The organism is Mycoplasmopsis arginini (assembly GCF_900660725.1).
Lineage (GTDB): Bacteria > Bacillota_I > Bacilli_A > Mycoplasmatales > Metamycoplasmataceae > Metamycoplasma > Metamycoplasma arginini.
On the sequence record NZ_LR215044.1, the window covers coordinates 523,411 to 549,941 of the forward strand.

The following is a 26,531-nucleotide window of genomic DNA, read 5'->3' on the forward strand; positions in this document are numbered from 1 at the left end:
AAAAATGTTTTAATTTAATATTTGCGCGAAAATCATTTACTTTTTTCCATTATTGGAAGATTTATAAAGGTTTTGTAAAAACTTGAGTTAACAATTGCTCCTATATAAATAAAATAAGACATAACACTTAATAATAAAATGATGTACATAAATGAAGCTACAACGCCAAATTTATTGTAATTAATTAAAGAGGTTAATGACCCAAAAATTAAAATATATAACGATGTAGGGATAGCAACAATCATTGCCCCTGGGTTAACATGTGAAAACTTAATTCTAAAGTTTGGAGCTAATTTAAAAAAGAATAAGAAAGCAACATAAGTTATTATAGGTAAAAATAAAACAGTTTGGATTCAAAAAATAAGTTGAAACTCTCAAGGTAAATTTTTTAATGTAGTTGTATCATCAACAGTAATATTAAAAACATTTTTTAAAATAAAACTTAAGAATGAAGAAATTAATAATAATAATGCTGTTAAAAGAATTGTAATTATTATACTTGTCAAAAATCCCTTTATTCTAGCTTTTCACATAGCATTTGATGTTTTATGTTCATATAGAGCATCAAAAGATAAAATAAACTTAGAATAACCTTTTGAAGAAATTCAAAGAATTGAGACAGTTAATAAAATAAAAGCTACAGTTCCACCTGCACTACTTCAAATATCAGCGAAAGCAGGAATAACTTTTTCAATTCCGGGAATAAGTTGCCCCAAAATTGTGACTTTAATAATTATTTCAAATTGTGTATTAATGGCCCCTATTACCCCAATTACTAAACCTAGTGTTGGGATAAATGATAAGAATAAATACATCGCATAACCAGCAGGCACAAAAGCAAATTCATTTGAATTTATTTTTGTATATGTTGAATTAACAATTTCTTTACCTTTCACTTTTGAACTCTTTAAATAATTAGGAATAGCAATAAACAATATTCCATAAATTATTGCTTTTAATATTTTTTCAAAAATGTTTTGTTTATTTTTATTACGTACAATTTGACGTGAAGAAACAGAGTTTAAATTATTATTTTTTTTCTGACGGTCTTCTTTTTCTTTATCTCATCCCGTTTGTAATAAGTTCTTATTTTTTTTCCTCATAAAGTGCCTTTATTAAATTATTAAGTTCATCTATTTTTGCTTTTCCACCTGTTTTTTTCATAACTTGACCCATTAAGAATTTTGAAGCACGGTTGTAATTTATTTCAAATTCTTTTTCAAGATTAGAATTTTCTTTTAATACTTCATTGATAACTTCTTGTAAAGAAATTTCTTTTTGTTCAACAAAAAAGTTATTATTTTTAATTATATCCTCTATTGATAATTGGCTATTTTTTAAAGCAAAGTCCAAGATTGGTTTAATACTATTTTTATTTACTTTACCATCTAAAACAAATTGAATCAATTTAGAAATTTTGGTAATATCGATTGTTAATTGAGCAATTGAAAAATTATTTTGATTTAAAAATGAAACTATTTCAGAAAAGAAAATGTTTGCACTTTTCTTAAAATCAGTTGTTTCAATACAATCTAAGAATGTTGCATATTCAATATTTTCAATAAGTTGAGAAATTTGGACATTGTTTAAACCTTTTTCAAGATAACGCTTTTCTCTTTGAAATGGTAGTTCTTCAATTTTTACACTTTCAATCAATTCTTTGCTTAATTCAATATAAGGAATATTTGGTTCGGGAAAATATTTATAATCAATTGCATCAGATTTAGAACGCATTGTAACTGTTATATTTTTTCCTTCATCAAATCTTTTTGTTTGTTGTTCAAATATTTGATTATTTTTATAACATTCTATTTGATAATTAAATTCATAATTAATTGCTTTTTCGATATTCGAAGTTGAATTTAAATTTTTAACTTCAACACGAGTATTAAGGTCATTAGTTCCTTTTTTACGAACTGAAATATTTAAATCTACTCTTAAACTTCCTTCATTCATTTTGGCATCTGATATATTTAACGCTAGAGCAGTTTGTCTTATAGCCTCAACATAAGCAACAGCTTCTTTCGAAGAATGAATAACAGGATTAGATACTATTTCGATTAAGGGTACTCCTGAACGGTTGTAATTTAAATAAGTAAAATCTCCTTCATGTAATGATTTAGCAGTATCTTCTTCTAGGTGGATTCTTTCAATTTTAATATCTTTTCATTGGTTATCGACTTTAATTTTAATTAATCCATTTTTACCAATTGGATTAAATTGTTGTGTAATTTGGTAGCCTTTTGTTAAATCAGGATAGAAATAGTTTTTACGGTCAAAACGAATATTTCGATCAATCTCCATTGATAAAGCTTTAGCTAATTTTATTCCTTTAATAATTGCTTGTTTATTTACGATTGGCAATGAACCTGGATATGCAAGATCAATATGAGAAACATAAATATTAGGATTAGAAGTGTATAAATTAGGTTGTGAAGAAAACATTTTTGTCTTAGTATTAAGTTCTAAATGGATTTCAATACCAATAACTAATTCTCAATCATTATTCATTTAATTCTCCTAATTTTTTTTCTAAATAAAGCGCATGCGAAAATAATTTGGTATCTTTATTTCTTTTAGCGTCAATTGCAATATTAAAGGGTAATTTTGTTTCAGAGTCTTTTCCTAATTTCATTGTTAATGAAGGATTTCCAACTAAGTTAGCATAAGTTAAAATAAAATCTAAATATGATTTATATTTTGGACCATTTTCAATATTTGGTGCCACATCATTTGAAGCCGGAAAAACAAATAAATCAGCTGAGTTATGAATGTTTTCAAAATAATTCATTAATACTCTACGCATTTTTTTTGCTTTTACAAAGTATTTTATTTGATTCTCTGCCTTTAAGAAAAATGAACCTAAAATTAAACGCGACTGCACCATTTTACCTAAATATTGAGATCTTGTTTTTTGAAAAGTATCTGCTCAGTCTTTTCCTTCGTTTCGTAATCCAAATGAAACACCATTTAAATTTGCTAAATTAGAAGAGGCTTCAGAAAATGCAATAACTTTATAAATAACATCAATTGAGTTTAAAATTTTAAGATCTTCTTTTATTTCAATTAATTCAATTCCATCATTTTTTAATGTCTCTAATAATTTTTGATATGACTTAGCAATTGAAGGATTTAATTTGTCAAAGCAATTTAAATACGCAATTTTATTTGGCTTAGTTTCTCTTATTTGTTCATATTGAAAACTCAAATCAATCGAAGTCATGTCTTTTTCTAAATCTTGTTTATATAGAACTGAAGAAATTTTGATTAAGTCATCGATACTATGAGTAAAATAAGCAACTGTATCCAATGATGACGCAAAAGCAAATAATCCATATCTGCTTATTGCTCCATAAGAAGGTTTAAAACCAACTTCACCAATATTAGAAGCTGGTTTACGAACTGAGTCACCAGTATCAGATCCAATTGCAAAATCGATATCTTTAATAAAAGTAGCAGCCGCTCCGGAAGATGAACCACCAACTAAATATGATTTATTTAATGGATTTTTTATTAAACCAAATGCTGAATATTCACCTGATCCACCCAGACCAAATTCATCTAAGTTTGTACGCGCTACACACGAAGAACCATTTTCCTCCAATAATTTAATAACAGTTGCTTTGTATTGCGGTTTGAAATTAGATAATAATAAACTTGAACCTTTACAATTTACATTAACATCTGCATAATTATCTTTAACTGTAAAAACAGTATTTGCTAAAAAACCAGAATTATTAATTTTTGCTTCAGAAAAAACATATGCAACTGCATTATTATCATCTGATTGCAAATATGAAATAATCTCTTTTATTTTTTTATTCTTCATTTATAACTCTTTTCATAATTACTAGGTCATCGTTATGATTAAATGCATTTTCTAATATTTTTTCTTTTTCAATCTTTGTGTTGTTATTAACTTCATCTTCACGTAATTGATCAAATAACATTTTTGTTTCATTGATATGTGAAACAGGTTTAATGTCATCTAAATTAATTTGGTCTAATTCAGATAAAGAATTATCAATTGATTTTAATAATTCTTTTGCTAATTTAAAAACTTCTTCATTTGGTTCTAATAACAAATTATTTGCCAATTTTTTTAATTCTTCTTCACTCATCATAACACCTTGTTTATCATCTTGGTTGTGATATAAAAATTTGATCATTATATTCTGAAAATTCTTCTGGTAAGTTTAAAAATTTAACTGAATAAGAATGCAAATATAATCTCTTAGCTCTTTTACCGCCATATTTAGTATCACCTAAAATTGGGGTTTTTAAGTATTCTAATGTTGCTCTAATTTGATGTTTTTTTCCAGTTAGAATTTGTGCATAACTTCTATTTCCTTCTTTATAAAAAATAGTTCTAGCCTTAATTCCAAAATCTGGATTTACACGCATTTTTTCATTTTTTATATCTTTTTCTAAACGAACAGTAATGTCTAATTTATCTTCATTAAAATCTGATACGAATTGGTAAACTTTTTCAAAATATTTTTGGTATTCATCAAAAACTACTAAGGTTTTATAGTTTTTTGCATAAACAACTAACCCACTAGTTTTTTTATCAATTCTTCCAATTGATGCCGGAACAAAAGAAGAAGTTTTTTTGAAATTTAAATATTTATGAATTTGATCATCCAAGCAATTTTCTTCAGAGTGCATTGCAATATTTGTTGCTTTATCAACAATTAATAAGTTCTTATCTTCATAAATAACTTTAAAGTTTATATTTGCTGTATTTTTCTTTTCTGGTTTTGCAATTTCAGAAATGCCATAAACAATAATCTCATCACCTAATTGCAATTTATATTGTTTATCATTTGTTCTAATTCCATTAACCTTAATATCTTTTTCTCTAAAAATCCTTTCAATTCTTGATTTTGGCACATTATCACAAATTTTTAGTAAGTACTTGTACAAAATACGGCCAACGTCGTCTTTCTTTGCCTTAAATTTATTCATCAAAACTCTCCTCTAAAAATATCCCATCATTATTTGTGTCACTTCTTTGTGAATCAAATAAATTAAAATCTTTATCAATCATATCTTCATCAACATCTGAATAACGACTAAATTCTGGAAATGGTGGCAATTCTGCTAATGTCTTTATTTTAAAATAGTCATAAAACTTGTTTGTAATTCCATATAAAATTGGATTCCCTGGAGTTTGAGCAACACCAACTTCTTCAATTATTCCTTTTTCTAATAAACTTGCAACAATTCCGTCACTGACAACACCTCTAATATTTGAAATTATTGAACGAGTAACAGGCTGTTTATAAGCAACAATACCGGCAACTTCAATTGCAGCATTTGATAATCTTTGTTTTCTCACGATGGTAACAAGTTCTGAAATATAATCTTTAACTGATTCAACTGTTAAAAATTTATAAACATCATTAAACTCATGTACTTTAATCCCTCTATCTTGATTATTGAAAAAAGTTTTAAAATCTTTTAATAATTTTCTTCCCTCTTGGATTGTGTTAAGTTTAAAAACATCTTTAACTTGTTCAGAACTTAATCCGTCACTACCTTGGATAAATAAAAGTGCTTCAATAATTTTATTCTTCATATTCTATTCCTTTTTTAAATCTAATTATTCCCTCATCTTCATCTTGTTCAAGAATAACAATCTGTTGTCTAGCTAAATCTAAAACTGCTAATAAAGTAATTACAAAATGGCCAATTGTTGGAACGTTAAAAATTTCTTTAAAACTTAACTCGTTTTTTGAAATAAATAATTTAATTATTCTTTCTTTTTGTTCTTCAGGACTAACTGCTATTGTAGAAATTGTTATATTTCTAATAAGCTCAGAATAAGTTCTTTCAAACATTTTTCTTAGAGTAATTACTAATTTTGAACTGTTTGAATGCCCATCTAAAACTGAAGAATCGATTTCTTTAACAAAGTCTTCGGTTTCTTCAGGTGTTTTTGAAAATAATTTTTGTCTTTTTTCTTCTTGTTCTCTTAGTACAGCTGAAATTTCTTTAAATTTCTCATATTCTGCAATTTGTTCAAGTAATCTTTTCTTTTCTTCTTTAATTTCTTCTTCAGCCTCAGGGTCTTGAAGCAACATTCTTGCTTTCAATTGTAATAATGTAGCAGCCATAACCAAGTATTCTGAAGCAATATCAATTTCATAAGATTTTATGTTTTTAATAATTTCTAAATACTGTGTAGCTAATTTGAATAAGTCTACTTCGAAAATACTAATATTCTTATCTCGAATTAATGAGACAAGTAGGTCTAAAGGACCGTCAAAATTTGAAAGACGAAAAATATGCTTATCGCTTTCAAGGTTTATATTTTCTTTTTCAATTTCTTCAAATGAAATTTCATTAATAACTGGTTTAACTATTTGAGACATATTGATCACTATTTTCTTTTGGTATATTCGTTTTTAACAGTTTCATTTGATGTTATTACTTGTTCAATATAGTCTTTTGAAACAATTTGTTGTACTCAATTTGCAAAATCTTTTTTATCTAATGTTTGGAATTGTTGTGGTTTTATTGTTGGATGGAATTTAACTTTAACAATTAATTCGCCATTTCTATTACCGTCTAAAGCATTGGCTGCATTATTAATCGTTACTGGTACTAGTGGAATATAAGTAGATTGTGCTGTTAAGAAAACACCTGAGTTGAAATTATTAATTTTTCCGTCTCTTGTTCTTGTACCTTCAGGAAAAATAACACCACAGGTTTGATTCTTTTTAACATGTTGTCCAAAATCTTTCAAGATTGCGAGAGCTTCTCTTGGTTTTTTTGTATCGATATAGTATGTATCAATTAATTGACTGATTTTGTAAATTGTTTTCTTTTGTTTAACCTCTTCTCTTGCAACAAAATTTGCTTCTCTTGATCTTCTTTCACCATCACCATGATTTCATAAAGCAGAAACAATAATTAATGGATCTAGATAAGTTGAGTGGTTTGGCGTTAAAAAACATGGACCACTTGGAATGTTTTCGAATCCTTCGACTTCAACTTTAATATTTAAGTGCTTTAGAATATTTGAACCAAACTTTTGAACAAAAAAATGTTTTTCTGATGCCTTGTAATATTCAGGCATATTTCTGTTTCTTCTAGCTTTAGATTTAAGTTTTAAAATGTTGTGAATTAATGGAATAAATCTAAAAAATTTTCTAACTTTTAATTTCATATTTTCTCCTAACTTAAGATTTAAATGCAACAGCAACAACATAACCATCTTCATTAGTTGTTGATAGCTGAAAATCTTTAAAAATATATTTACCGTTTGTTGTTTTTTCAATTAAGATATTTTTAAATTCAAAAAGTGAATTATCAATCTTAAAAATACATTCTTTTAAAGCTCATCTTGTTGCTAGAAAAATTGTTTTTTTAGTTTTGTCTAAATTTAAGAAATCTTCTATTTCAGCAGGATGTAAAATGCGTTTTATGGCTTGAAAAGAAATTTTTCTGAATCTTTTAATCTTTGTTAAATCAATTGAAATCATAAAACTCCTTAGTAAATAATTATTAATTATAATTTAATTAATAATATTTATATCAATAAAAACAAAAAAATATGCCTTGATACGGGCACATTTTTTATTCATCGCAAAGAGGATCGAATGGTGTTATTGTAGAAATTGGTTTATTGAAGGCTTCTAATATTTCTGGTGTTAGATATTTCTTGTCCACAATCGCCATATAGTTATATTCTGTAAATCATTGGTCGCTCATTGATCAAAAACCTTTAGAACCGCGGTCTGCACCTCAACTATTTTCAACTTTTCAGTTAATTGGATTACCATTTTTATCTAAATTAACACCAACCATATTCATGGCATGGGCGATAACTGATGCTCTAGATTCAAATTTTTCGGCTTTTGAAAATTCCGGTGTTTTTGTTAATGTTAAATCAAAATTATATAGTTCTGAGTCAAGAATGCCGTCTCTATTTCCAAAAGTAGAAACATCACAACCGAATCAAACAGGTTCTTTAGCCTTAATTTGTTCAATCATTACTTTTTTCATTACTTCAATATCTACATTTACCATTGTTAAAGGAACTCCACCTACCATGTTATTGCATAATGGCGCTTGAATGATTGAGTTATGAGGGAATTTATTTCTAGGATCAGCAACTAAATTTACTTTTGAATCAACATAATCACTTAAGTATTTTTCATAAAATTTAACAGGTGTCATTTCTTCTAAAGAAACATATTTTTTATCTTTATCAAGATATTCAAATTTAAATGTTTTGGGAGGTTTGCCTAGAGATTTTACAAGTATGTTGTAAACATCTTCTAAAGCATTTTCTTTTAATGCTTTTACTTTGTTAATATTCTTGCTTGTCACAAATTCTTGTCTCATTTTTGCGGTATAAGCTTTTAAACGTCAGTTGATTTGTTCAACCATTTCACTTGTTGCTTCTGAACTAAAAGATTCATTCATTGCATCTTTTGTTACAATTCCATATTTTCTTACTAAATTAATAAAGAATTCTCAGTATCCACCATCTGAAATTGGAGATGCATTAAAATGTCTAAATAATCTATCTTCATTATCTAATTCTAAACCATTGTTTTCAACTCAGTTTAAGTAGAAATTCGCTTTTTCTAACTTATCAAAAAAATGAACGTAATTTTGTGATAACTCTAATGTGTCGATGTTAAAATCTTCCATTAGTTTTGTTCTTACTGAATTTAATCCCGCAAAAATTCAGCATCTTCCTGAAGCTTTTTGGTTTGTTATATTCCCAACTTTTGTTTCATGTGAAAAAACGAAATTGTGTCTTTTAATAGCTTCATTATTAATTGAACTTTGTTTTAAACCATTTTTAAAAATAGCTGATTCTACAGCTTTATTCACTGGGTTACTTTCGTATTTTTTTTCAAATTTTTCAATTAAATCTAAATTAATATTTGACATATTTTCTCCTTATATATTTACTTTTTATTATTTATTCTTGTACAAAATTCTGTAACTTTTATAATATCTTCTAATTTTCCAATAAAAGTAATTAAATCGTCTTCTTTTATTTCAAAATCTCCACTTGGTAAGAAAAATTTTTCATCTCTTTGAATTAATGATACTAAAACTTCATATTTACTTCTAAATGCAGTATCGCTAATTTTTTTCCCAATAATTTCGCTATTTTTAATATAAACAGTTGAACTCACAAAGCCATCTTGAATTTCAACAATACTTTCAGAAAAGTGAGTTAATGCATTATCTGAAACTAAAATAGCTGTTTTTTTACCAGTTTCTTCCTCTGGTGAAACTATTCATGTAACTCCAATTTGTCTTAAAACTCTTGAATGACGGGCATTAGAGGCTCTAGCAATAACAGTTTTAACTCCAATTTCGGCTAACGCGGCGACAATTTCAATGTTATTTGATGTTGCAACAATAACAACGTCAAATTCTTTAATATTTAGTGATTCTAATGTTTTTCTATCAGCACAATCTGCTATATAAATGTTGTCAACTTCGTCTTTAAATTGTAATAAATGTTTTTCATCTTGATCAACTAAAACTAAACGAATGTTGTTAGATCTGTCAGATAATAATTTTTGTACAATAGCTTGTCCAAAACGACCGATACCGATAATACAAATTTCTCTTACTTTTTTAAAAAGTTTCATATTTTCTCCTACAAAAGATTTAAATAATAATAAAATCTTACCACAATATTTTTTTATGGCTATATGATAAAAATTATAGTCTTTAAAAAATGTATTTTTTATAAGTAGATAATTTTTTAATTTTTTTTAATTATCTAAATTTTTATTTTTAATATTTTTTTCTTTTTATTTTAAGACGTTTTTTTATTTTAGAAATTTTTATAAATTTTGTGCAAAATTACGAAAAACAATATTTTTTGTTTTTGCTATATAATATAGCAATGAAAAATAATAAGCTTAACGCTAAAAAAACTAATATAGTTTTAAGATTTTTACGGAAATTGGGTGCCGTAAGATACATTTTTATTATCTACATCTTATTTACAATTCTTATTTCTTTATTACTTTTTTGAAACGTTTCACATAAATCTGACTTAAAGGAACCTATAAAGTATATAGATGCCTTATTTGTTTCATCATCAGCTTTTAGTGATACTGGTCTAACTCCAGTAATTATTTCTAAAACTTTTAATGAATTTGGTCAGTTCTTAATTGCTCTCAGCATAGTCGTCGGTGGCATTGGAATATTCACATTTAAAATTTATATATTCCAATCAATTTTGGGACTTAAATCAAATATTTTTAGTAATATGGTTTCACAAACTGAAAGAGGAACAATAACAGTTAGTGAAACAAGAAAAATGATTAAAGTTGCAATATCTTTTTTAATTATTACAACTGTTATAGCATCATTTGTTTTTACAATGATTTTATATTTAAAACCAAATGATAATTTTGTAACTGAAGAACTTGCGGCGACAAATCCAATTTTATTTAACAATAAAGTTGTGATGAAGGCTGAAGAAATTCCATATAACAATTTTTTACAATCATTAAAATATGGAATTTTTCATGCTATTAGTTCAATTAATAATGCAGGATTTGATTTATTTGGAGATAAAAGTTTACAACCTTTTTACAATGATTATGCATTTCAAACTGTTACAATTATTACTTTTTTAATTGGCGGTATTGGTTTTCCTGTTATTTATGATATTTGAAAGAAAATTCAATCAATTAAGAAAGATCAACCAAATCATAGATTTCATTTATTTACTAAATTTACAATAATTACTTACTTAATTACAACAGTTTTAGCTTTTGGTTTAAGCGTAATTTTAGAATATGCTTCAAAATCTAATACTACTTTTTGATATCAAAAAGAATATGGAACAATTGGAGATAAATTATTTGCTATATATTTCCAAGTTAGTTCTACAAGATCAGCTGGTTTTTCAACAGTAAATTATTATAATTTTACACACTCAACAGTTCTTTTACATAGTATTTTAATGTTTATTGGTTTTTCACCTGTTTCAACTGCGGGAGGTATTAGAAATACTACAATCGCCGTTATTTTCTTAAGTATTGTGACAATGATGACAGGAAGAAAAAGAATTAATGCATTTAAGAGACAAATTGGAAAAGAAACTTTAATTAAGGCGGTTAATGTTTTTGCTTTAGCTATCTTATTAGTGTTTATTGTTTCTATTGTTAGCTATTCAACATTACCTGACAATACAAAACTTTTAGATAATTCAAATTATCCAATGATATATGCTTCATTTGAAGCTTGTTCTGCTTTTGGCAACGCTGGTTTGACTACTGGACTTTCATCTCATTCAAATAATTTACATATTGCTGGAAAATTAAGCTTAATTTCAATAATGATAATAGGACAATTTGGTATTCCTCAAACAATTAAAATTTTTGGTAGAGGAAAACCTGCGCCCGAACATTATCAATACATTTACGAAGATGTATCTATCGGCTAGGAGATTCCATGAAAACAAATAAAATTGTCAAAAAAGTTGCAAAAATTTCAACCGGTGTAGCACTTGGTTTAGTTATACCTGTTGTGTCATCATCATGTAATACAAATATTTCAAGAGGAGATGATGAGGAAAAACAAAAAATTGATAAAAGTAATTTACAAAAACCTGTTAATGGTAAAGTAAATTACCTTGCAATCGGTGATGATTATACTATTGGTAATAATAACAGCGAAAATGCAAAGAATAATAACTTTTTTGATAAAGAAAATAAAGAAGTGTATGGTATATCATATGCTTCATATTTAGCTAACGCTATTTTACTTTTAGATGATGAAAAAACAACATTAAATCAATATGAAAACTATGGTTTGTCATATTCAACATCAGAAGATTGATTATATTTATTAAATCCAAAAAAATATTTGAAATCTAATACATTTGATCAAACAATTAGTTTAAATAATTCATTAGGATTTTTTAATAAAGACATTAATTCAGCAAATCTTATTTCTAAAATTAAAGACTCAAACCTACTAACAATTTCTCTAGGTTTTAATGATATTTTCAAAAAACACGAAATTTTAGCAACAATTTTAAATAATTACGAAAATGAAGAAGAAGCACAAAACTATTTAAATAATTATTTAACTCTTTTAAGAACAAGAATTCTAGAATTTAAAGAAAATTATTCAAAAATTATTAAGGAAATTAGATTATTAAACAAAGATATAAATATTAACTTAATAGGTTTAACTGCACCAACACTTCAAGCTATTAATTTGAATTGAGAAAATAAAAATAATGTCTTTAAATTAATAACTACTGAATTAAATAAAAAAATAGAACAAGTAGCAAAAGACAATGATGTTAATTTCTATAATTTTGCAAATCAAGAAGAAATTTACAATAATGCTGAACAATTTTCAACTGATTTTTTCAGTATACTTCCAAGTAACAATGCTTATAAAAAATTAGCTCAAGATGTTTTTGCAAAAATGTCTATGAATAAATCAGATTATAATGCTTTATTCAATAACAAAATTATTTCAACGCATAGTAAGGCTATTGATTTTGATAAAAAAGCAACAACTATTAAATCGTTAGTATTTGGTGTAGTTGGAAACGGCATTGACACTTACAAAAAACCTTATCCTTTTGAAAAAAATAATAAGAATAGGGAATTAATTAGTTCGGAAAATAAAAATATTTTTACTCAAAAAATGTTAATCGAATTGAAAAATCATTTCAATTCTTTAGACAATAATGATTTAAAGCCATTTATTGAAAATGTGTTTAATATTTTTGATATAAAAGATTCTAAAATTAAAGATTGATTTTTTAATTTATTTGATAAAACTTTAGAAAACAACAAAAAAGAATTACTATTCAATTTATTTAATCAACTATTCGAATCTGATTTTCTTCAAAATTTATTAAATAGAGCTAACTTTAAAATATCAGAATTATTAGCTAAAAAATCTTTCCAAAATACTACATTATCAGAAATAAGACAAATTGTAAATAATGAGTTAAGAGAAAAAGAAAATATATACCAAATTTTAAAATCAGTTTTAAACACAAATTATTTAAAATTAGAAGAAAATAAAGGCTTTGTTAAGGAAAATTTAACTAGTTTAATTAAAGTTATTTTTTCAGAAGAATTAGCAAAGAAAATTTTTCCTGAAAAATTAAGTTTAATTTGAGAAAAAGCTTCAAAAGATGAAGCAGTTTTTGAAAAATTTAATAATTTAATTGAAACAATAGTAGAAAAATTATTAACAAATAATGTTTCTTATTTTGAAAATAATAAATTGGATGATTTTGTAAATGTTTTACTAAAAGATTCTAAGAATGAAATTATAGATTTATTCAAAGTTGTCATTGAGTGAATTACAAATGATGAAGAATTTTTTGAAAAAACAACAAATGATTTAGTAACTGATTTACAAAATATTTACAATATTCCACAAGAACGGATTGAGGATATTAAATTCTTTATTCAGAAAGCAATAATTAACCTAAAAGATTTTCAATATTCATATGAGTTTTTAGATTTATTTATTGAAACAATTTTAAAAACACCAAAAGATAATGAAAATCTAAAATCATTCGAAATTATAAAGGCTTTTGTTAATGGTTTAATTTTTAACACTGAAGATGCAAATAAAAATAATCGTGTATTTTTTGCTTTAATAAGTAATAATCCTAATTTAACAGATTCTGATTTAGAAAAATACAAAAATGGAATGAAGTATTTAGGTGTTGGCTTAATTGAAGTAGAAAACTATATAAAACCGGAAAAAATTGGTAATTTATTAGATGCTGATTTCAGAATTTCAATACTAAATTTCTTTTCAAATGTATCTAATAACCCTGATAATATTTTGAATAATGATGGCAAAAAATATATTAAAGAATTATTATCATTACTAATTGATGATATTACTAAAGAAAAAAGCTTATTAAATCAAATTCTTGATAAATTAGGTGACTATATCGCAATTTACCCATTAACAAATTACATAAAGAAAACTAAATTTGAGAACCAAATTTTAGCTTCTAATCCACAAGTTAATAATATTGAAGAATTTATTAAGAACGGATATCAAAATCTTTACAAATCTATAAATAGCAAAATAGTAATTGATAAATTAAAATTGTTTGTTAATGATTTAATTGACTATGGTTCAGAATATGATAAAAGTTCGTCATTAAGTTTTGTTATTTCAAGTTTAAAAAGAATTAAACAAAACGGCACAGTTGATCTTTTAAAAACATTATTAAGCCAAATTTCAAGTACAAACAACGCTGAGCTTTTTGTTGATATTTTAGCTACTTATTTAAAATCTCATTTACAAATTGAGCTTTCTGTTGAAGAAAGAAATTTACTTGCAACATATATTCAAAACTTATTAGTTAGTGTTAAAGATTCAGATCTGTTTAACTATTTTATAAATGGTTTTGAAGATATTGCTAAAAGAATTGATTCAAATGTCATAACTGATTTTAAAAAATTAGGTAATTTTTTAAAGCAAGAACTAACAACACTTTTAACAAATTCAACAAATGCAAAGAACATTCAACAACTTTTAGATTTTATAAGTTTAAAAAATGTAGCTGATAAACAAGACTTTAACAAATTTATTAATGTTTTAGCTATTTTTCTAAGAAATGAAAGAATTGTAAATCTAATTTTAGAAAAGTCAAACCTAAAAGAATTAATTTCTTCTTTACGTAACAAAATTAATTTAGAAAGTTTACCTGAAGAAATTAGAGATGATGTTCAACAACTAATTAATAATGCAATTGATTTGTTAACTGAAAAATGAGATGAAAAAATTAATCCAAAGATCAAAGAATTAATTTCTAATTTAGTTTCAAATGAAAAAATTAAACAAGTAAATAATTTAAATCAATTACTTTCTTTATTATTAAAAGACAATAAAGATTTTATTAAAGAATTTACTACCGATTTAATTGACAATCTTTTATTAAATAGTGACGATAATAAAAATACTTTAGTTGAAATAGCAATTTACTTTATCTCACAAAAAATTAATTATGATAAATTAAGTGAAGAAGATAAAAAAGCAATTAAATCAATTATCAAAAAAGGTGTTGATTTTACTAAAGATAATCAATTGTCAAAAAACATTGTTGATGGTTTATTAAATACATTAATTCTAAATGTAGAAAACCATGGCATTGATTTTAATAAATATAATTGATCGAATTTATTAGATTCAATTAAAGTATCAGAAAGTGTTGATGTTTTTGATTTAATCAACAAATTCTTAACTGACAAAATATCAAAAGATGAACTAAAAACATTAATTAAAGTTTTATTAATTAATACTTCAGAAATTATAAAATTAATCGACTTGAATAATTCAACAAATTCAAAAGAAACAAACTTTGAAGAAACTGAAGAAGGAACTTCAAATCAACAAAACTCAAATGTTGAAAAAGTCTTAAATTTTGTTAAAAACATTATCAATAAATTATCAGCTGAAAACAAAAGAGAATTAATTCCTTATGTAATAGATGCTATTTATGATGTAAAAGAAAATGAGGCACTTAAAAACTTTCTAATTAATAAACTTGGTTTAGCCTTTAAACAATTAGATCAAAATTTAATTTCTGAAATTATTGGTAATCAGCAACCATCTAATGCTTTAGCAAGAAAAATAATAGAAAAAAGTTATCAATTATTATTAAATGAAAATAATAAGCAAAGCTTTAAACTAATTTTAGAAAGTTTATTTGCTGATGAACACCAAATAGAATTGAACCTTAAAAACTTATTAGTGAAATTACTTAAAAATGCTGACGCAAATAATCTTTCTGCATTTATTAGTAATAATATTTCTACTTTACTTGCAGATGAAGAAATTATTCAATTATTATCAAAAACATCAATAGTTTTATTAAAAAAACAATTAAATATTACTTTCGATGATAACGAGGAAAGAATATTATTAAGCTATATTAAACCGCTTTTACAATCAATGCCAAATAATGAGTTAATTATTGATTTTAAAGATGCTATTTTTAATAAATTAAAACAATTAGAAGAAAATGCAACATTTAATGATTTACAGACTAAGTTTACTGAAACAATTAATGAGTTCTTTACTTTTGACAAAGAAAAAATTAATAAACTACTTAATTTATTAATTATTAAAACTAATAGCGAAATTAATGGTGAAGCTAAACTAGTTGACTCACTTAAAATACTATTGAAGAAACAACCAATTTGAAATTTAGTTTGAAATAACTTTAATTTAAAAACCTTTATTTCAAATACACTAACAAATATTAATTTAAAAAATTCAGGATTAGGTGATTCTTCAAAATCCGCCTTGAACAAAGTAATTCAAAAATTAAAAGAATTTATTGAGCAAAATTATGACACTTTAATTAAAGCTAATATTGATTTATTAATTGAAAAACTTTTATCAGATGATGTTTTAGAAAACGTAAATTCATTTGAAACATGATTTGAAAAATTTGTAACAGTTAATAAAGAATGATTAATTGAAAAATTAGATGAGATAGTTAATACCTTCTTAAGTCATGAACATGGAAATAATTTAAGAGAAAAAATAGCTGATTTCCTAGTTGAAATTTTTGCTGAAAAACTTAATAATATAACTTTCGAAAATACTCAAAAGCAAGATTTAAAAGCAACATTTTTAAAATTAATTAATTATGTTGGGGGCTTTAACATTACTAAAGGTATTGCTAAGTCAACAATCGAAACATTAATCAAAAATATACAACAATATCATTTTGAATTTAATGAATATGATTTCAATGGTTTAATTGATGTTATTGAAATATTTAACTCAATTAATATTGAAAAAATATTAGAATTCTTAAATAGATTAGAATCAAAAGACTTATCAACAATAATTCTATTAATAATTAATAATTTTGAGAAAATTGAGGCCTTATTTAAGGTTTCGCAATCAGTAGAATCTTCTGAAGAATCAGCTGAAACAACAAATAATAAAAATACAAAAATTATTCAATTTAATGAAAAAGAAGGAATCAAAATTTATATTGGCGATTTATTTAAATTATTTAAAGCTTCTTTATCTATTTTAAATGAGCAAGATCGTCAATTAATTAAAAGTAAAATTCCTTCGCTGGTTGAAAAAATTAGAAAATCACAAAAAATTAAATCATTTATTGGTGACAAGCTTCAAGTTCTAACTAGTGCAATTTTAAAAGAAGATAATAGTGCTACTGAATTTGCAAATAAAACTAAAGAAAAAATTGTTGATATTCTTTTTGTAAATGAAGACACAAAGGATTTCTTAACATCAATTATTAATTCATTAATTAATTTAGATAAAAGCGCTTTAAATGATATTAACACAATGAATGATTTAGTTAAAAAACTATTGAGTTCAAATAAAGAAACAATAAAGAACTTTATCAAAAAGTTAGTTCAAAATGCTTCGCAAGATGAAACTTACATCACAAATTTATTTAAATTTGTTTTAAGTATTTTAAATAATAAATTAGCTTTTGATACAACCGGAGATGAAGTTCAAAACATTTCATCCCTTGCAACAAGAATAGTTAAAAACTTAAGTAGTAAAAATATTGTTACTGATTTAATTGAAAAACTATTTGAAGGAATTATTGATTTGGAAATTTTTGATCAGGAAGGACAATTTGACACTAACGCTTTAGTTCAAAAAACAATAACAGCATTAAAAGCAATTGATTGAAAATCATTATTTACTTCAAAAAATGTCGAAGATTTATTTAAAGCAATCTTAGGAGAAAATTTAACTAAGGATCAATTATTTAATGAATTTAATTCTTTATATCAATACTTAGTAAGAAATATTCCTAAACTAAATAAAAATAAGGAAAACTCTTCTGAAAATGAAGAAACACCAAATCCTGATTCAGTTATTTCTAAAGAACAAAAAGCTTTCTTAAAAAATATTGAATCAACTATTTATAATGTTTTAGTTGGTCTAAATGGTTCATTAGAAGCTGAAGAATCAGCTAGAAAAGAAGCTATTGTTGATATAGCACACACAATTTTTAAAGATCAAATTAAAAAAATAAATTGAAAAGAAATTGATCAAGAAGTTATTCCTAAAAATGAACTTCAAACCATTGTCGACAGATTTATTGAGAAATCTGTTTTAAAAGATTTAATTAAAGACGTAGCAACAGACTTTTTAACAAAACCAAAAGTAGAGGCTGAAAATATTGGTGAAATAGTTCACAAAACATTACAAAAAGTTTCAGAAAAACTAAAGGGTAATGTGACAAAAGTTATTGAAGCTATTATTAGTGATGATGAATTAATGAGAATTGTTTTATCTCATATTATGAACTATCTAAAACTGGAAAACACTACTGAAGAAGATGTTGTTTTCTTAAAAGAATTAGTTGTAGCAATCATTCAGGATCTAATTAAAACTGAATATTACAAAAGAAAAATTGTAAAAAGAACAGTTGATCATGTTGTTAATTACAGTAAAAATTTCACTATTTTTGAACCACTTAAATGATTAACAGATGCAATCAACAAAATTAAATCAGGATTTAGTTTTGGTGATATAAAAATTGTTGCTTCATTTATAGGACAAAATAAAGCAATTAATGGTGAGAGATTAGTCAAATTAATTAACTTATTATTTGGAAAAAGTAATTTAGAAAATTCTATTCTATACAACAATTTAAGAAATCTAAATATGGACCCAGACCGTTCTAAGAGAACAAACATGCAAACATTATTGAATTTTATAAAGATAGGAAATATTTCTTCAGGTTCATCTAGTGCACCAAGTGATGATCCAGATAATATTTCTCCAGATTTAGATGCACTAAAATTAATGGATGAAATTTTTAAAATCTTATATCAACAATATAATAAGAATAGTAATACAAGCAATAGTAGTTTTAAAGTTCGTTCAAAAACTCCAGAATGACAAGCTGTTTATCGTTTTAAAGTTGCTATGGACTTTATTATCTTCGAAATGTTTGGACGTGAAAGTTTAGTTTCAGACCGTGATGTAAAAGGTAGAAAAATTAACCTATATTCTGGTGTTAGGTCAATTTTATGAGAAATTCAAGAAGGAACTAATATTTCCGCAATCCCATTCTTAAGTTCAAAATTCTCAGGTATGCAATCTTACTTCAACAATGAGGAAAATCGTCGTCAATTTACTAACTATGTAAAAAGTGAATCTGGCTGAGGTTTCTGAAAATCATGAAGTTACTTTGAAGAAAATGACTATGGTCCTGAATCTATTACTTATATTATTATAAGTTCTGGTTATAATCAAAGTGAAATGAATAAATTAACTAAATTTAAATATAAAGTAAGAGAAAATGGGCCAGAATATGAAATTTCTAAAAAAGACTACATTCTTTTAACATTAAAAGAAGGTGGTTATGGTAAATTTATGAAAATAAATGATAGACAATCATCAGCTAATTGATCAAAATTGAATCAAGTTAATAAAGATGATTTCTATTAATTACAAAGACTGCAAGTTAGACTTGCGGTTTTATTTTTTTAAAAAGCTAATTTTTATTATAAAAATAATGTAAAATTTTATTGCACAGCCAACTGCTGCATATTTTAATTATGTAGAGGAAAATCCGCTCTAACACTTGCTGCGATGCAAGTAGTGATCATGCTAGGCCCAATAAGCCTAGGCAGTTATTTTGTAAATAATTGACGACCAGTGCAACAGAGACGAGCTTATTTAGTTAAGGTGCAACGATGTAAACTCCATGAGTTAGAAACCCAAATTTCGGTAGGGGAACCTAGTTAAGATAAATGAATTGAGACTGGGAAGTTTTTTAAACTTAGATAAATAGTTGGCACTGTATTTTTTACAGCACAAAAAGCGGTTTATCGTGTAAAGGGCCTTGGGGCCTTTTTTATTTTCGCTATTTTTTCTCACTTTTTCCAAATTTTCTAAACCATTAAATAATATATAAGATGATTGGAGAAAAAATGAATGAAATTTTACTATACTTAGCAGCGAAATATAAAGGTGAATGAAATAGAATATATAAAGCGATAAAAGAAAAAGAGAATATATTAGAAGAGGAATTTAATAATTCAATTAAAATCATAAAACAAGATAATTTTAAATTTGTTTCAATAATCGATAAAGAATATCCAAAACAATTATTGAATATGAACAAACCTCCTTTTGTGTTGTTTTATGAAGGGAATTGAGAGATATTAAGTAATGCAAAAAAATGCGTTTACTTAACTGGGGAATACGAAACAGAAGAAATAGTTAAATATATTGATAGATTAGAAAATAATGAAGATTATGTATTTTTTAGCATGTTTTGAAATGGATTAGAAAAAACAATTTTAAGAAAATTACTTGAAAGAAAATTCAAAGTTGTGATTTTGCTGCCAAGTGGTATAGAATATGCAAAAAACAACTTAAATTTAGATATTTTTCAAAATGAAAATTGTTTATTTTTATCAGAATATCCAAATAATTATCATTCAACTAAGGAAGCTTTCTATGCTAGACAAAGAATTTGTGCATGTTTTTGCAAAAAAATGATACTTTTATCATCATTGGATCAAAAATATAACAGCGTTATTAATGAATTTCTAGATCAAGGAAAAGATATTGAATGTTTAATTTTTAAAGATCACTTAAATGATGATAAAAATATTGAATTAATTAATCAAGGTGCAACTTTAATTAGCGATAAAAATGAAATTTGTTAAGTCAATTTTTATAAAAAATCTAAAAAAGTAATTTTGTAATAAAATTTTAATGTAATTAAAAAATTTTTAAGGAGAAATTATGACACCGCACATAAATGCAAAAGATAATGCTTTTGCTAAATTAGTTTTAATGCCAGGAGACCCTTTAAGAGCAAAGTATATTGCTGATAACTATTTGGAAAATGTTGAATTAGTTTCAGATGTTAGAAATGTTTTTATGTACACAGGTTTCTATCAAGGTAATAAAATTTCAGTTTGCGCTTCGGGGATGGGAGTGCCTTCTATTGGAATTTATGCCTATGAATTATTTAATCAATATGGTGTTGAAGCAATTGTAAGAATTGGATCAGCAGGATCTTTTAAAGCTGATTTAAAAAACTATGAATTAGTTTTAGCTTCTACAGCATATAGTGAAAGTACAGCATTTAGAAATTCAATTATTAAAGGGGATAAAAATAATATTGCAATCCCTAGCACAGAATTAAATCAATTAATTTTATCTCATGCTAAAGATTTGAATATGAACATTCATTTTGACAGAATATTAAGCGAAGATGCTTTTTATGGTGATGAATCAGTTGAGGAAAGAGTTCAAAAATCTGGTGGAGCTGTTTGCGTTGAAATGGAAGCATATGGATTGTTCACAGTTGCGGAAAAACTAAATAAAAAAGCAGCAACATTGCTAACAATTTCAGATAACTTAATAACACATGAATACACAACCAGTGAAGAAAGACAAAACTCATTTAACGCTATGATGAAATTAGCTCTTTCTCTTGCAAAGGATTTCCAATAATGAGAATTATTGATATTATTAATAAAAAAGCTAATAAGCAAGAATTAACCAAACAAGAAATAGACTTTTTTATTAAAAATTACGTTGACGGGAACATTCCTGATTATCAAGCTTCTGCTTTACTAATGGCAATTAGATTAAATTCTTTGAATGAAACTGAAACTTCTCACCTTACAAATGCGATGATTTATTCTGGTGATACAATTGATTGATCTTATTTAAATACTACAATTGTTGATAAACACTCAACTGGTGGTGTTGGAGATAAAGTAAGTATCGTCTTATGTCCAATTCTTTCTTCATTAGGCCTAACAGTAGCAAAAATGTCAGGAAGAGGTTTGGGACATACAGGTGGAACATTAGATAAATTAGAATCAATCTCAGGTTATAACATTTCATTATCTGACAAGAAGTTTAAAGAAGTTGTTGAAGAACATCATATTGCTATTGTTGGACAAAATGAAAAATTAGTACCAGCAGATAAAAAAATCTATGCTTTGAGAGATGTAACTGGTACAGTTGAATCTATTCCTTTAATTGCATCATCAATTATGTCTAAAAAATTAGCCACAGGATCTAATTGTATTCTTTTAGATGTTAAATGTGGTAATGGTGCATTTATGAAAAATCTAGAACAAGCTAAAAAACTTGGTTTGTTGATGATTGAAATTGGTAAAAGATTAAATAGAAAAATAGCAGTTGAAATAACAAACATGGAAAAACCTTTAGGTCGTGCTATTGGTAATAAGATTGAAATTTTAGAAGCTATTGAAACTTTAAAAGGAAATGGTCCAAAAGATTTTGAGGAAATTATTTATTCTTCAGGAATTACCTTATTAATGTTAGCAAATAAAGCTAAAGATGAACAAGAAGCACGTTTAATGATTGATGAAGTAATTTCAAACAAAAAAGCTTTACAAAAATTTAATGAATGAATAAAAGCTCAAAATGGTAACGTTGATGAAGTTTATGAAAAAGACTGATTTAATCCAAAATATAAATATGAAATTATTTCAGATAAAGAAGGATATTTAAAGATTAATTCTGCCATTGAATTTGGATTAGTAGCAATGAAATTGGGAGCTGGTAGAAGTAAAAAAGAGGATAATATCGATTTTGAAGCAGGTATTTATTTAAATAAAACTTCTAATGATTATGTTAATAAAAATGATGTTTTATTTACGTTGTATTCATCTAATCCAATTGATTCAAATTTAGCAAATGATTTATTGGATAAAATTGAATTTAGTAATAAGCCTTTTGAAATTAAGGAAGTTTTAACTAAATTAAATTAATTTAATATAATTACTAAAAAAAATATTAATAAAATAAGGAGAGCATTTATGCTAAATAAATTAATAGATCATACATTTTTAAATCCAGCAGGGACTACAAAAGATATCGATAAATTAATTGAAGAAGCTAAAAAATATGATTTTAAATCAGTTTGTATAGCTCCTTCATATATTAAATATGCAAAGGAACAACTTAAAAATTCAGATGTTCTAATTTGTACAGTTATTGGTTTTCCACTTGGTTATAATGTAACAAGTGTTAAAGTATTTGAAACAAAAATTGCTTTAGAACATGGAGCTGATGAAATTGATATGGTAATGAACGTTAGCCGTTTTAAAGACAAACAATATGAATATGTTTTAAATGAAATTAAATCAATCAAAGAAGTTTGTGGAAATAAAGTTTTAAAGGTTATTATTGAAACAGCTTTATTAACAAATGAAGAAATTGCAAAAGCTACTGAAATTGTTTTACAATCAGGAGCAGATTTTATAAAAACTTCTACAGGTTTTTCATACCGTGGTGCTAGTTTTGAAGACATTAAAATAATGAAAGAAATAGCAAAAGATAATTTATTAATTAAAGCTTCTGGTGGAATTAAATCAAAAGAAGATGCTTTAAAAATGGTTGAATTAGGTGCTAATAGATTAGGAACTTCAAAATCAGTAACAATAATTGAAGGAAAAGTTGACAATAGTTCTAATTATTAATAAATAAAAAAGGAAAAAATATGGTTAAAATTTTTCAACATCCGCTTATTAATGCAAAATTAACAAAAATGCGTGATGAAAATACTACACATAATGAATTTAGACAGAATTTAAATGAAATTGCTTCTTTAATGGTTTATGAAATGTTAAGAGATTATAAAACTAAACCATTAGTTGTAAAAACACCAACTGGTTCATTTTTTGAAGGTGAACAATTAGATAAAGAAATAGTAATTATTCCAATTTTAAGAGCTGGTTTGGGAATGGTAAATGGTATTCTAGATTTAGTACCACAGGCTAGAGTGGGTCATATTGGAATGTATCGTGTTGAAGAAACAACACAAGTTGTAGAATACTTTTTTAAAATACCTAATGTTGCTAAAGATAGTTACATAATTATTGTTGACCCAATGTTAGCAACAGGAACTTCTGCTTGTGACGCAATTTCAAGATTAGAAAATTTAGGCTTTACTAACATAAAATTAATTTGTCTAATTGGTGTTGATAAAGGTATTGAAAAAGTTAAAACTCAACATCCTAACGTAGATATTTATTTAGCATCAAAAGATAAAGAATTAAATGAAAATAACTACATTATTCCTGGTTTAGGAGATGCAGGTGACCGTATTTTTGGAACTAAAAAATAACTTTTTAAGGAGACGTCATGTCTCTTTTTTTATAAAAGTATTCTTAAAATAAAAATAAATATAGTAAAATAAATAAATATTGTTTATAAAAATTTTATAAAAAAGAAAGGATAATTATGGCTTTTAATAAAGACTCTGAAAAAAGAAGATTTTTATTTGCTATTGACTTAGATGGTACTCTTTTAGCTGATTCTGGTGCAGGAACAATTCACCCTAAAACAGAAGAAGCTATTAAAAAAGCCGTCGCAGATGGTCATATTGTTTCAATTATTACTGGTAGACCTTGAAGAAGTACAATGCCAGTTTATCAAAAATTAGGATTAAATGCTATTGTAGGAAATTATAATGGTGCGCATATCCATAATCCCGCTGACCCATTTTTCATTCCAACAATTACTTACTTAGACCTTAATGAAGTTTTATATATATTAGGTGACCAAAAAGTTAAAAAAGAAATTTCTAACTATGCAATTGAAGGACCTGACTGAGTTCAATTAATGCACAGAGATCCTAATTTAGAAAAGGTTTTTGGATTTAACCAAGCAACTAAGTTTAGAGAATCAATTAACTTAGAAAAATTACCATTAAAACCAACAGGTATCGTTTTCGATTGTCAACCAACAACAGATGTTTTAGATTTATTAACATATCTAAAAAGAAGATATGGAGATTTAGGAGAATTTTCATCTTGATCAAAAGGTGAAGGATTAAGCCCAGTATTTGATATAACATCAATTGGTGTTGATAAGGGAAAAGTTATTTCATTAATGAAGAGATATTACAACATTGATATCGATGATACCATTGTTATGGGTGATTCATATAACGACTTAAGCATGTATGAAATTGGAAATGTTGGGGTTTGTCCAGCAAATGCTGAACAAGCAATTAAAAAAGCATCAACTGTCGTAATGAAACAAACAAATAAAGAAGGAGCTGTTGGTTACTTTATCGAAGAATTTTTACAAGATCCAGATAAATATATTCAAATGGCAAAAGAAAAGAAAAACGAAGCAAAGAAAAATTTAAAAACTGTAAAGGCTGATAACTTTTTCAATAAAAAAGAAGAAAAATAATATGTTTTTTGATGAATTAGAATACATTGGTGTAGATGAAACAGGAGTGGGAGATTATTTTAGTCCAATAGTCTCTGTTGCTTGTTTTATTCCAAAAGAAAATTTAGAATTAGTAAAAAATTTAGGAATTAAAGATAGTAAAAAAATAACTGATTCTAAAATTATTCAAATCGCAGAACATATTATAAAAAATAATTTAGTTCATTTTAAAGATACAACATTGAGCCAAAAAGGCTATAACAATTTAATTAAAATCGGTGTAAATAATAATGGTGTTAAAACACTAATTCACTTTAATTCAATCAAAAGACTTTTAAAAAAAGTCGGTGCAAATAAGACTATAGTAATAGATCAATATGCTTCAATAGAAAACATGAAAAAACATATAAAAGCATTAAAAGAAAGAAGCATAGTAAAAGACCTAAATATCGACGATTTCAACTTAATTTTAGAAACAAAGGCTGAGGAAAAGTTTTTATCAGTTGCTTGTGCATCGGTTTTGGCAAGATATTTACTTTTAAATAAAATGAAACTTCAAAAAGATAATTACCAAGATTTTGAGTTTAAATTAGGAGCTAGTAACCCAATAATTGATTTGGGCGTAGAGTTTGTTAAAAAATTTGGTGTTAATGAATTAGAAAATGTGGCAAAAGTATCATTTAAAACAACTAATAAAATTTTGGAAAAACTAAATTTATAATAATTTATGAACGAAGGCTTTTTTGCCTTCTTTTTTCTTGTTTTTTTATTATTATAAAAAATACGATATTTTGGAGTACAATTATAAAGTTAAAATATTTTAATTATATTAACAAAGGGTGAGACTCCTTGGCCAAAATAAAGGCCCAAAAGTCCAGAAGGAGAACTATAATGTCAAAATACGAAATTATGATTCTAGTAAACCCTACATCTACAGAAGAAAGTGTTAAGGAATTAGTATTTTCAGTACTAGATGAAAAAAACACTAAATTCGAAAGATTAGAAAGAACAGAATTAGCATACCCAATTAACAAATTAACTCGTGCATCATATTTCTTAATTTTAACCAAAGCTAAACCTGAAGCAGTTAAAGAATTAACAAGAAAATTTAATATCGATAAAAGTATTATTAGATCATTAATCATTAACTTAAATTCAGAAAAAGGTTTAAAACCAAGAAAACAAAAAAGATTTACAAAAAGAAGTTTTGAAAATAGAAGATTATTTGACAAAAACGAAAACAAAGAAACAACAGATGAAAACAAAACTGAACAAAAAAGAACATATGTTAAAAAACAACAAGCAGAAAAATAGTTAATTTTATTATTAGGAGGTACTTA

Annotated in this window: 21 protein-coding genes and 1 other RNA gene; 11 read left to right on the forward strand and 11 right to left on the reverse strand. The window is 25.4% G+C overall.

Annotation, left to right across the window (positions count from 1 at the left end; genetic code table 4):
* Positions 1–14: 14 nt before the first annotated feature.
* The 11 genes from EXC38_RS02400 to EXC38_RS02450 all read right to left on the reverse strand — a co-directional run bounded on the left by EXC38_RS02400 (position 15) and on the right by EXC38_RS02450 (position 9,629).
* Entirely contained in the window at positions 15–1,103 is a 1,089-nt protein-coding gene (locus EXC38_RS02400) for a YhjD/YihY/BrkB family envelope integrity protein (RefSeq protein WP_004416796.1), read from the reverse strand.
* Complete coding sequence (gene gatB / locus EXC38_RS02405; RefSeq protein WP_129694677.1) at positions 1,087–2,511, reverse strand: Asp-tRNA(Asn)/Glu-tRNA(Gln) amidotransferase subunit GatB; 1,425 nt, start codon at positions 2,509–2,511, stop codon at positions 1,087–1,089. Before gatB ends, EXC38_RS02400 begins: the two co-directional genes overlap by 17 nt.
* Positions 2,504–3,829, reverse strand: coding sequence for an amidase family protein (locus EXC38_RS02410; RefSeq protein WP_109246780.1), 1,326 nt, complete (start codon positions 3,827–3,829; stop codon positions 2,504–2,506). The genes gatB and EXC38_RS02410 overlap by 8 nt, the downstream gene beginning before the upstream one ends.
* Positions 3,819–4,169: a glutamyl-tRNA amidotransferase gene (locus EXC38_RS02415; protein WP_223213797.1), complete on the reverse strand. Its 351-nt coding sequence runs from the start codon at positions 4,167–4,169 to the stop codon at positions 3,819–3,821. Before EXC38_RS02415 ends, EXC38_RS02410 begins: the two co-directional genes overlap by 11 nt.
* The gene (locus tag EXC38_RS02420; protein ID WP_109246781.1) at positions 4,135–4,968 is read right to left on the reverse strand and encodes an RluA family pseudouridine synthase; all 834 of its coding nucleotides are present in this window, start codon (positions 4,966–4,968) and stop codon (positions 4,135–4,137) included. Before EXC38_RS02420 ends, EXC38_RS02415 begins: the two co-directional genes overlap by 35 nt.
* Positions 4,961–5,581: an SMC-Scp complex subunit ScpB gene (gene scpB / locus EXC38_RS02425; protein ID WP_004416786.1), complete on the reverse strand. Its 621-nt coding sequence runs from the start codon at positions 5,579–5,581 to the stop codon at positions 4,961–4,963. Before scpB ends, EXC38_RS02420 begins: the two co-directional genes overlap by 8 nt.
* The gene (locus tag EXC38_RS02430) at positions 5,571–6,377 is read right to left on the reverse strand and encodes a segregation/condensation protein A (protein WP_129694678.1); all 807 of its coding nucleotides are present in this window, start codon (positions 6,375–6,377) and stop codon (positions 5,571–5,573) included. The genes scpB and EXC38_RS02430 overlap by 11 nt, the downstream gene beginning before the upstream one ends.
* Positions 6,378–6,385: 8 nt before the next feature.
* Positions 6,386–7,174, reverse strand: a complete 789-nt coding sequence (locus EXC38_RS02435) for a lysophospholipid acyltransferase family protein (protein WP_129694679.1) — start codon at positions 7,172–7,174, stop codon at positions 6,386–6,388.
* A gap of 13 nt (positions 7,175–7,187) precedes the next feature.
* A complete protein-coding gene (locus tag EXC38_RS02440) occupies positions 7,188–7,490 on the reverse strand; it encodes a 4'-phosphopantetheinyl transferase superfamily protein (RefSeq protein WP_060823363.1) in 303 nt (100 codons plus the stop codon).
* A 94-nt stretch (positions 7,491–7,584) separates the two neighbouring features.
* The gene (locus EXC38_RS02445; RefSeq protein WP_129694680.1) at positions 7,585–8,913 is read right to left on the reverse strand and encodes a C1 family peptidase; all 1,329 of its coding nucleotides are present in this window, start codon (positions 8,911–8,913) and stop codon (positions 7,585–7,587) included.
* A gap of 17 nt (positions 8,914–8,930) precedes the next feature.
* Positions 8,931–9,629, reverse strand: a complete 699-nt coding sequence (locus EXC38_RS02450) for a potassium channel family protein (RefSeq protein WP_129694681.1) — start codon at positions 9,627–9,629, stop codon at positions 8,931–8,933.
* A gap of 260 nt (positions 9,630–9,889) precedes the next feature.
* Between EXC38_RS02450 and EXC38_RS02455 the strand changes: the two genes are divergently transcribed.
* The 11 genes from EXC38_RS02455 to rpsF all read left to right on the forward strand — a co-directional run bounded on the left by EXC38_RS02455 (position 9,890) and on the right by rpsF (position 26,505).
* Complete coding sequence (locus EXC38_RS02455) at positions 9,890–11,443, forward strand: TrkH family potassium uptake protein (protein ID WP_129694682.1); 1,554 nt, start codon at positions 9,890–9,892, stop codon at positions 11,441–11,443.
* Positions 11,444–11,451: 8 nt separating this feature from the next.
* Entirely contained in the window at positions 11,452–19,458 is an 8,007-nt protein-coding gene (locus EXC38_RS02460; RefSeq protein ID WP_129694683.1) for an SGNH/GDSL hydrolase family protein, read from the forward strand.
* 80 nt (positions 19,459–19,538) lie between these two features.
* Positions 19,539–19,846: RNase P RNA component class B (gene rnpB / locus EXC38_RS02465), an RNA gene on the forward strand.
* Positions 19,847–19,943: 97 nt separating this feature from the next.
* Positions 19,944–20,687: a DNA-processing protein DprA gene (locus EXC38_RS02470; protein WP_060823367.1), complete on the forward strand. Its 744-nt coding sequence runs from the start codon at positions 19,944–19,946 to the stop codon at positions 20,685–20,687.
* A 79-nt stretch (positions 20,688–20,766) separates the two neighbouring features.
* Entirely contained in the window at positions 20,767–21,483 is a 717-nt protein-coding gene (gene deoD / locus EXC38_RS02475; RefSeq protein WP_004416765.1) for a purine-nucleoside phosphorylase, read from the forward strand.
* Complete coding sequence (locus EXC38_RS02480) at positions 21,483–22,778, forward strand: thymidine phosphorylase (protein ID WP_129694684.1); 1,296 nt, start codon at positions 21,483–21,485, stop codon at positions 22,776–22,778. Before deoD ends, EXC38_RS02480 begins: the two co-directional genes overlap by 1 nt.
* A gap of 48 nt (positions 22,779–22,826) precedes the next feature.
* Positions 22,827–23,489: a deoxyribose-phosphate aldolase gene (gene deoC / locus EXC38_RS02485; protein ID WP_060823368.1), complete on the forward strand. Its 663-nt coding sequence runs from the start codon at positions 22,827–22,829 to the stop codon at positions 23,487–23,489.
* Positions 23,490–23,509: 20 nt separating this feature from the next.
* The gene (gene upp / locus EXC38_RS02490; protein ID WP_004416755.1) at positions 23,510–24,136 is read left to right on the forward strand and encodes a uracil phosphoribosyltransferase; all 627 of its coding nucleotides are present in this window, start codon (positions 23,510–23,512) and stop codon (positions 24,134–24,136) included.
* 116 nt (positions 24,137–24,252) lie between these two features.
* Positions 24,253–25,212 carry a Cof-type HAD-IIB family hydrolase gene (locus EXC38_RS02495; protein ID WP_129694685.1) on the forward strand — a complete coding sequence of 320 codons (960 nt, stop codon included), beginning with the start codon at positions 24,253–24,255 and terminating at the stop codon, positions 25,210–25,212.
* A gap of 1 nt (position 25,213) precedes the next feature.
* On the forward strand, positions 25,214–25,912 hold the full coding sequence (locus EXC38_RS02500; RefSeq protein WP_129694686.1) for a ribonuclease HIII: 699 nt from the start codon (positions 25,214–25,216) through the stop codon (positions 25,910–25,912).
* A 170-nt stretch (positions 25,913–26,082) separates the two neighbouring features.
* Complete coding sequence (rpsF, locus tag EXC38_RS02505; protein WP_129694687.1) at positions 26,083–26,505, forward strand: 30S ribosomal protein S6; 423 nt, start codon at positions 26,083–26,085, stop codon at positions 26,503–26,505.
* The last annotated feature ends 26 nt before the right edge of the window (positions 26,506–26,531 follow it).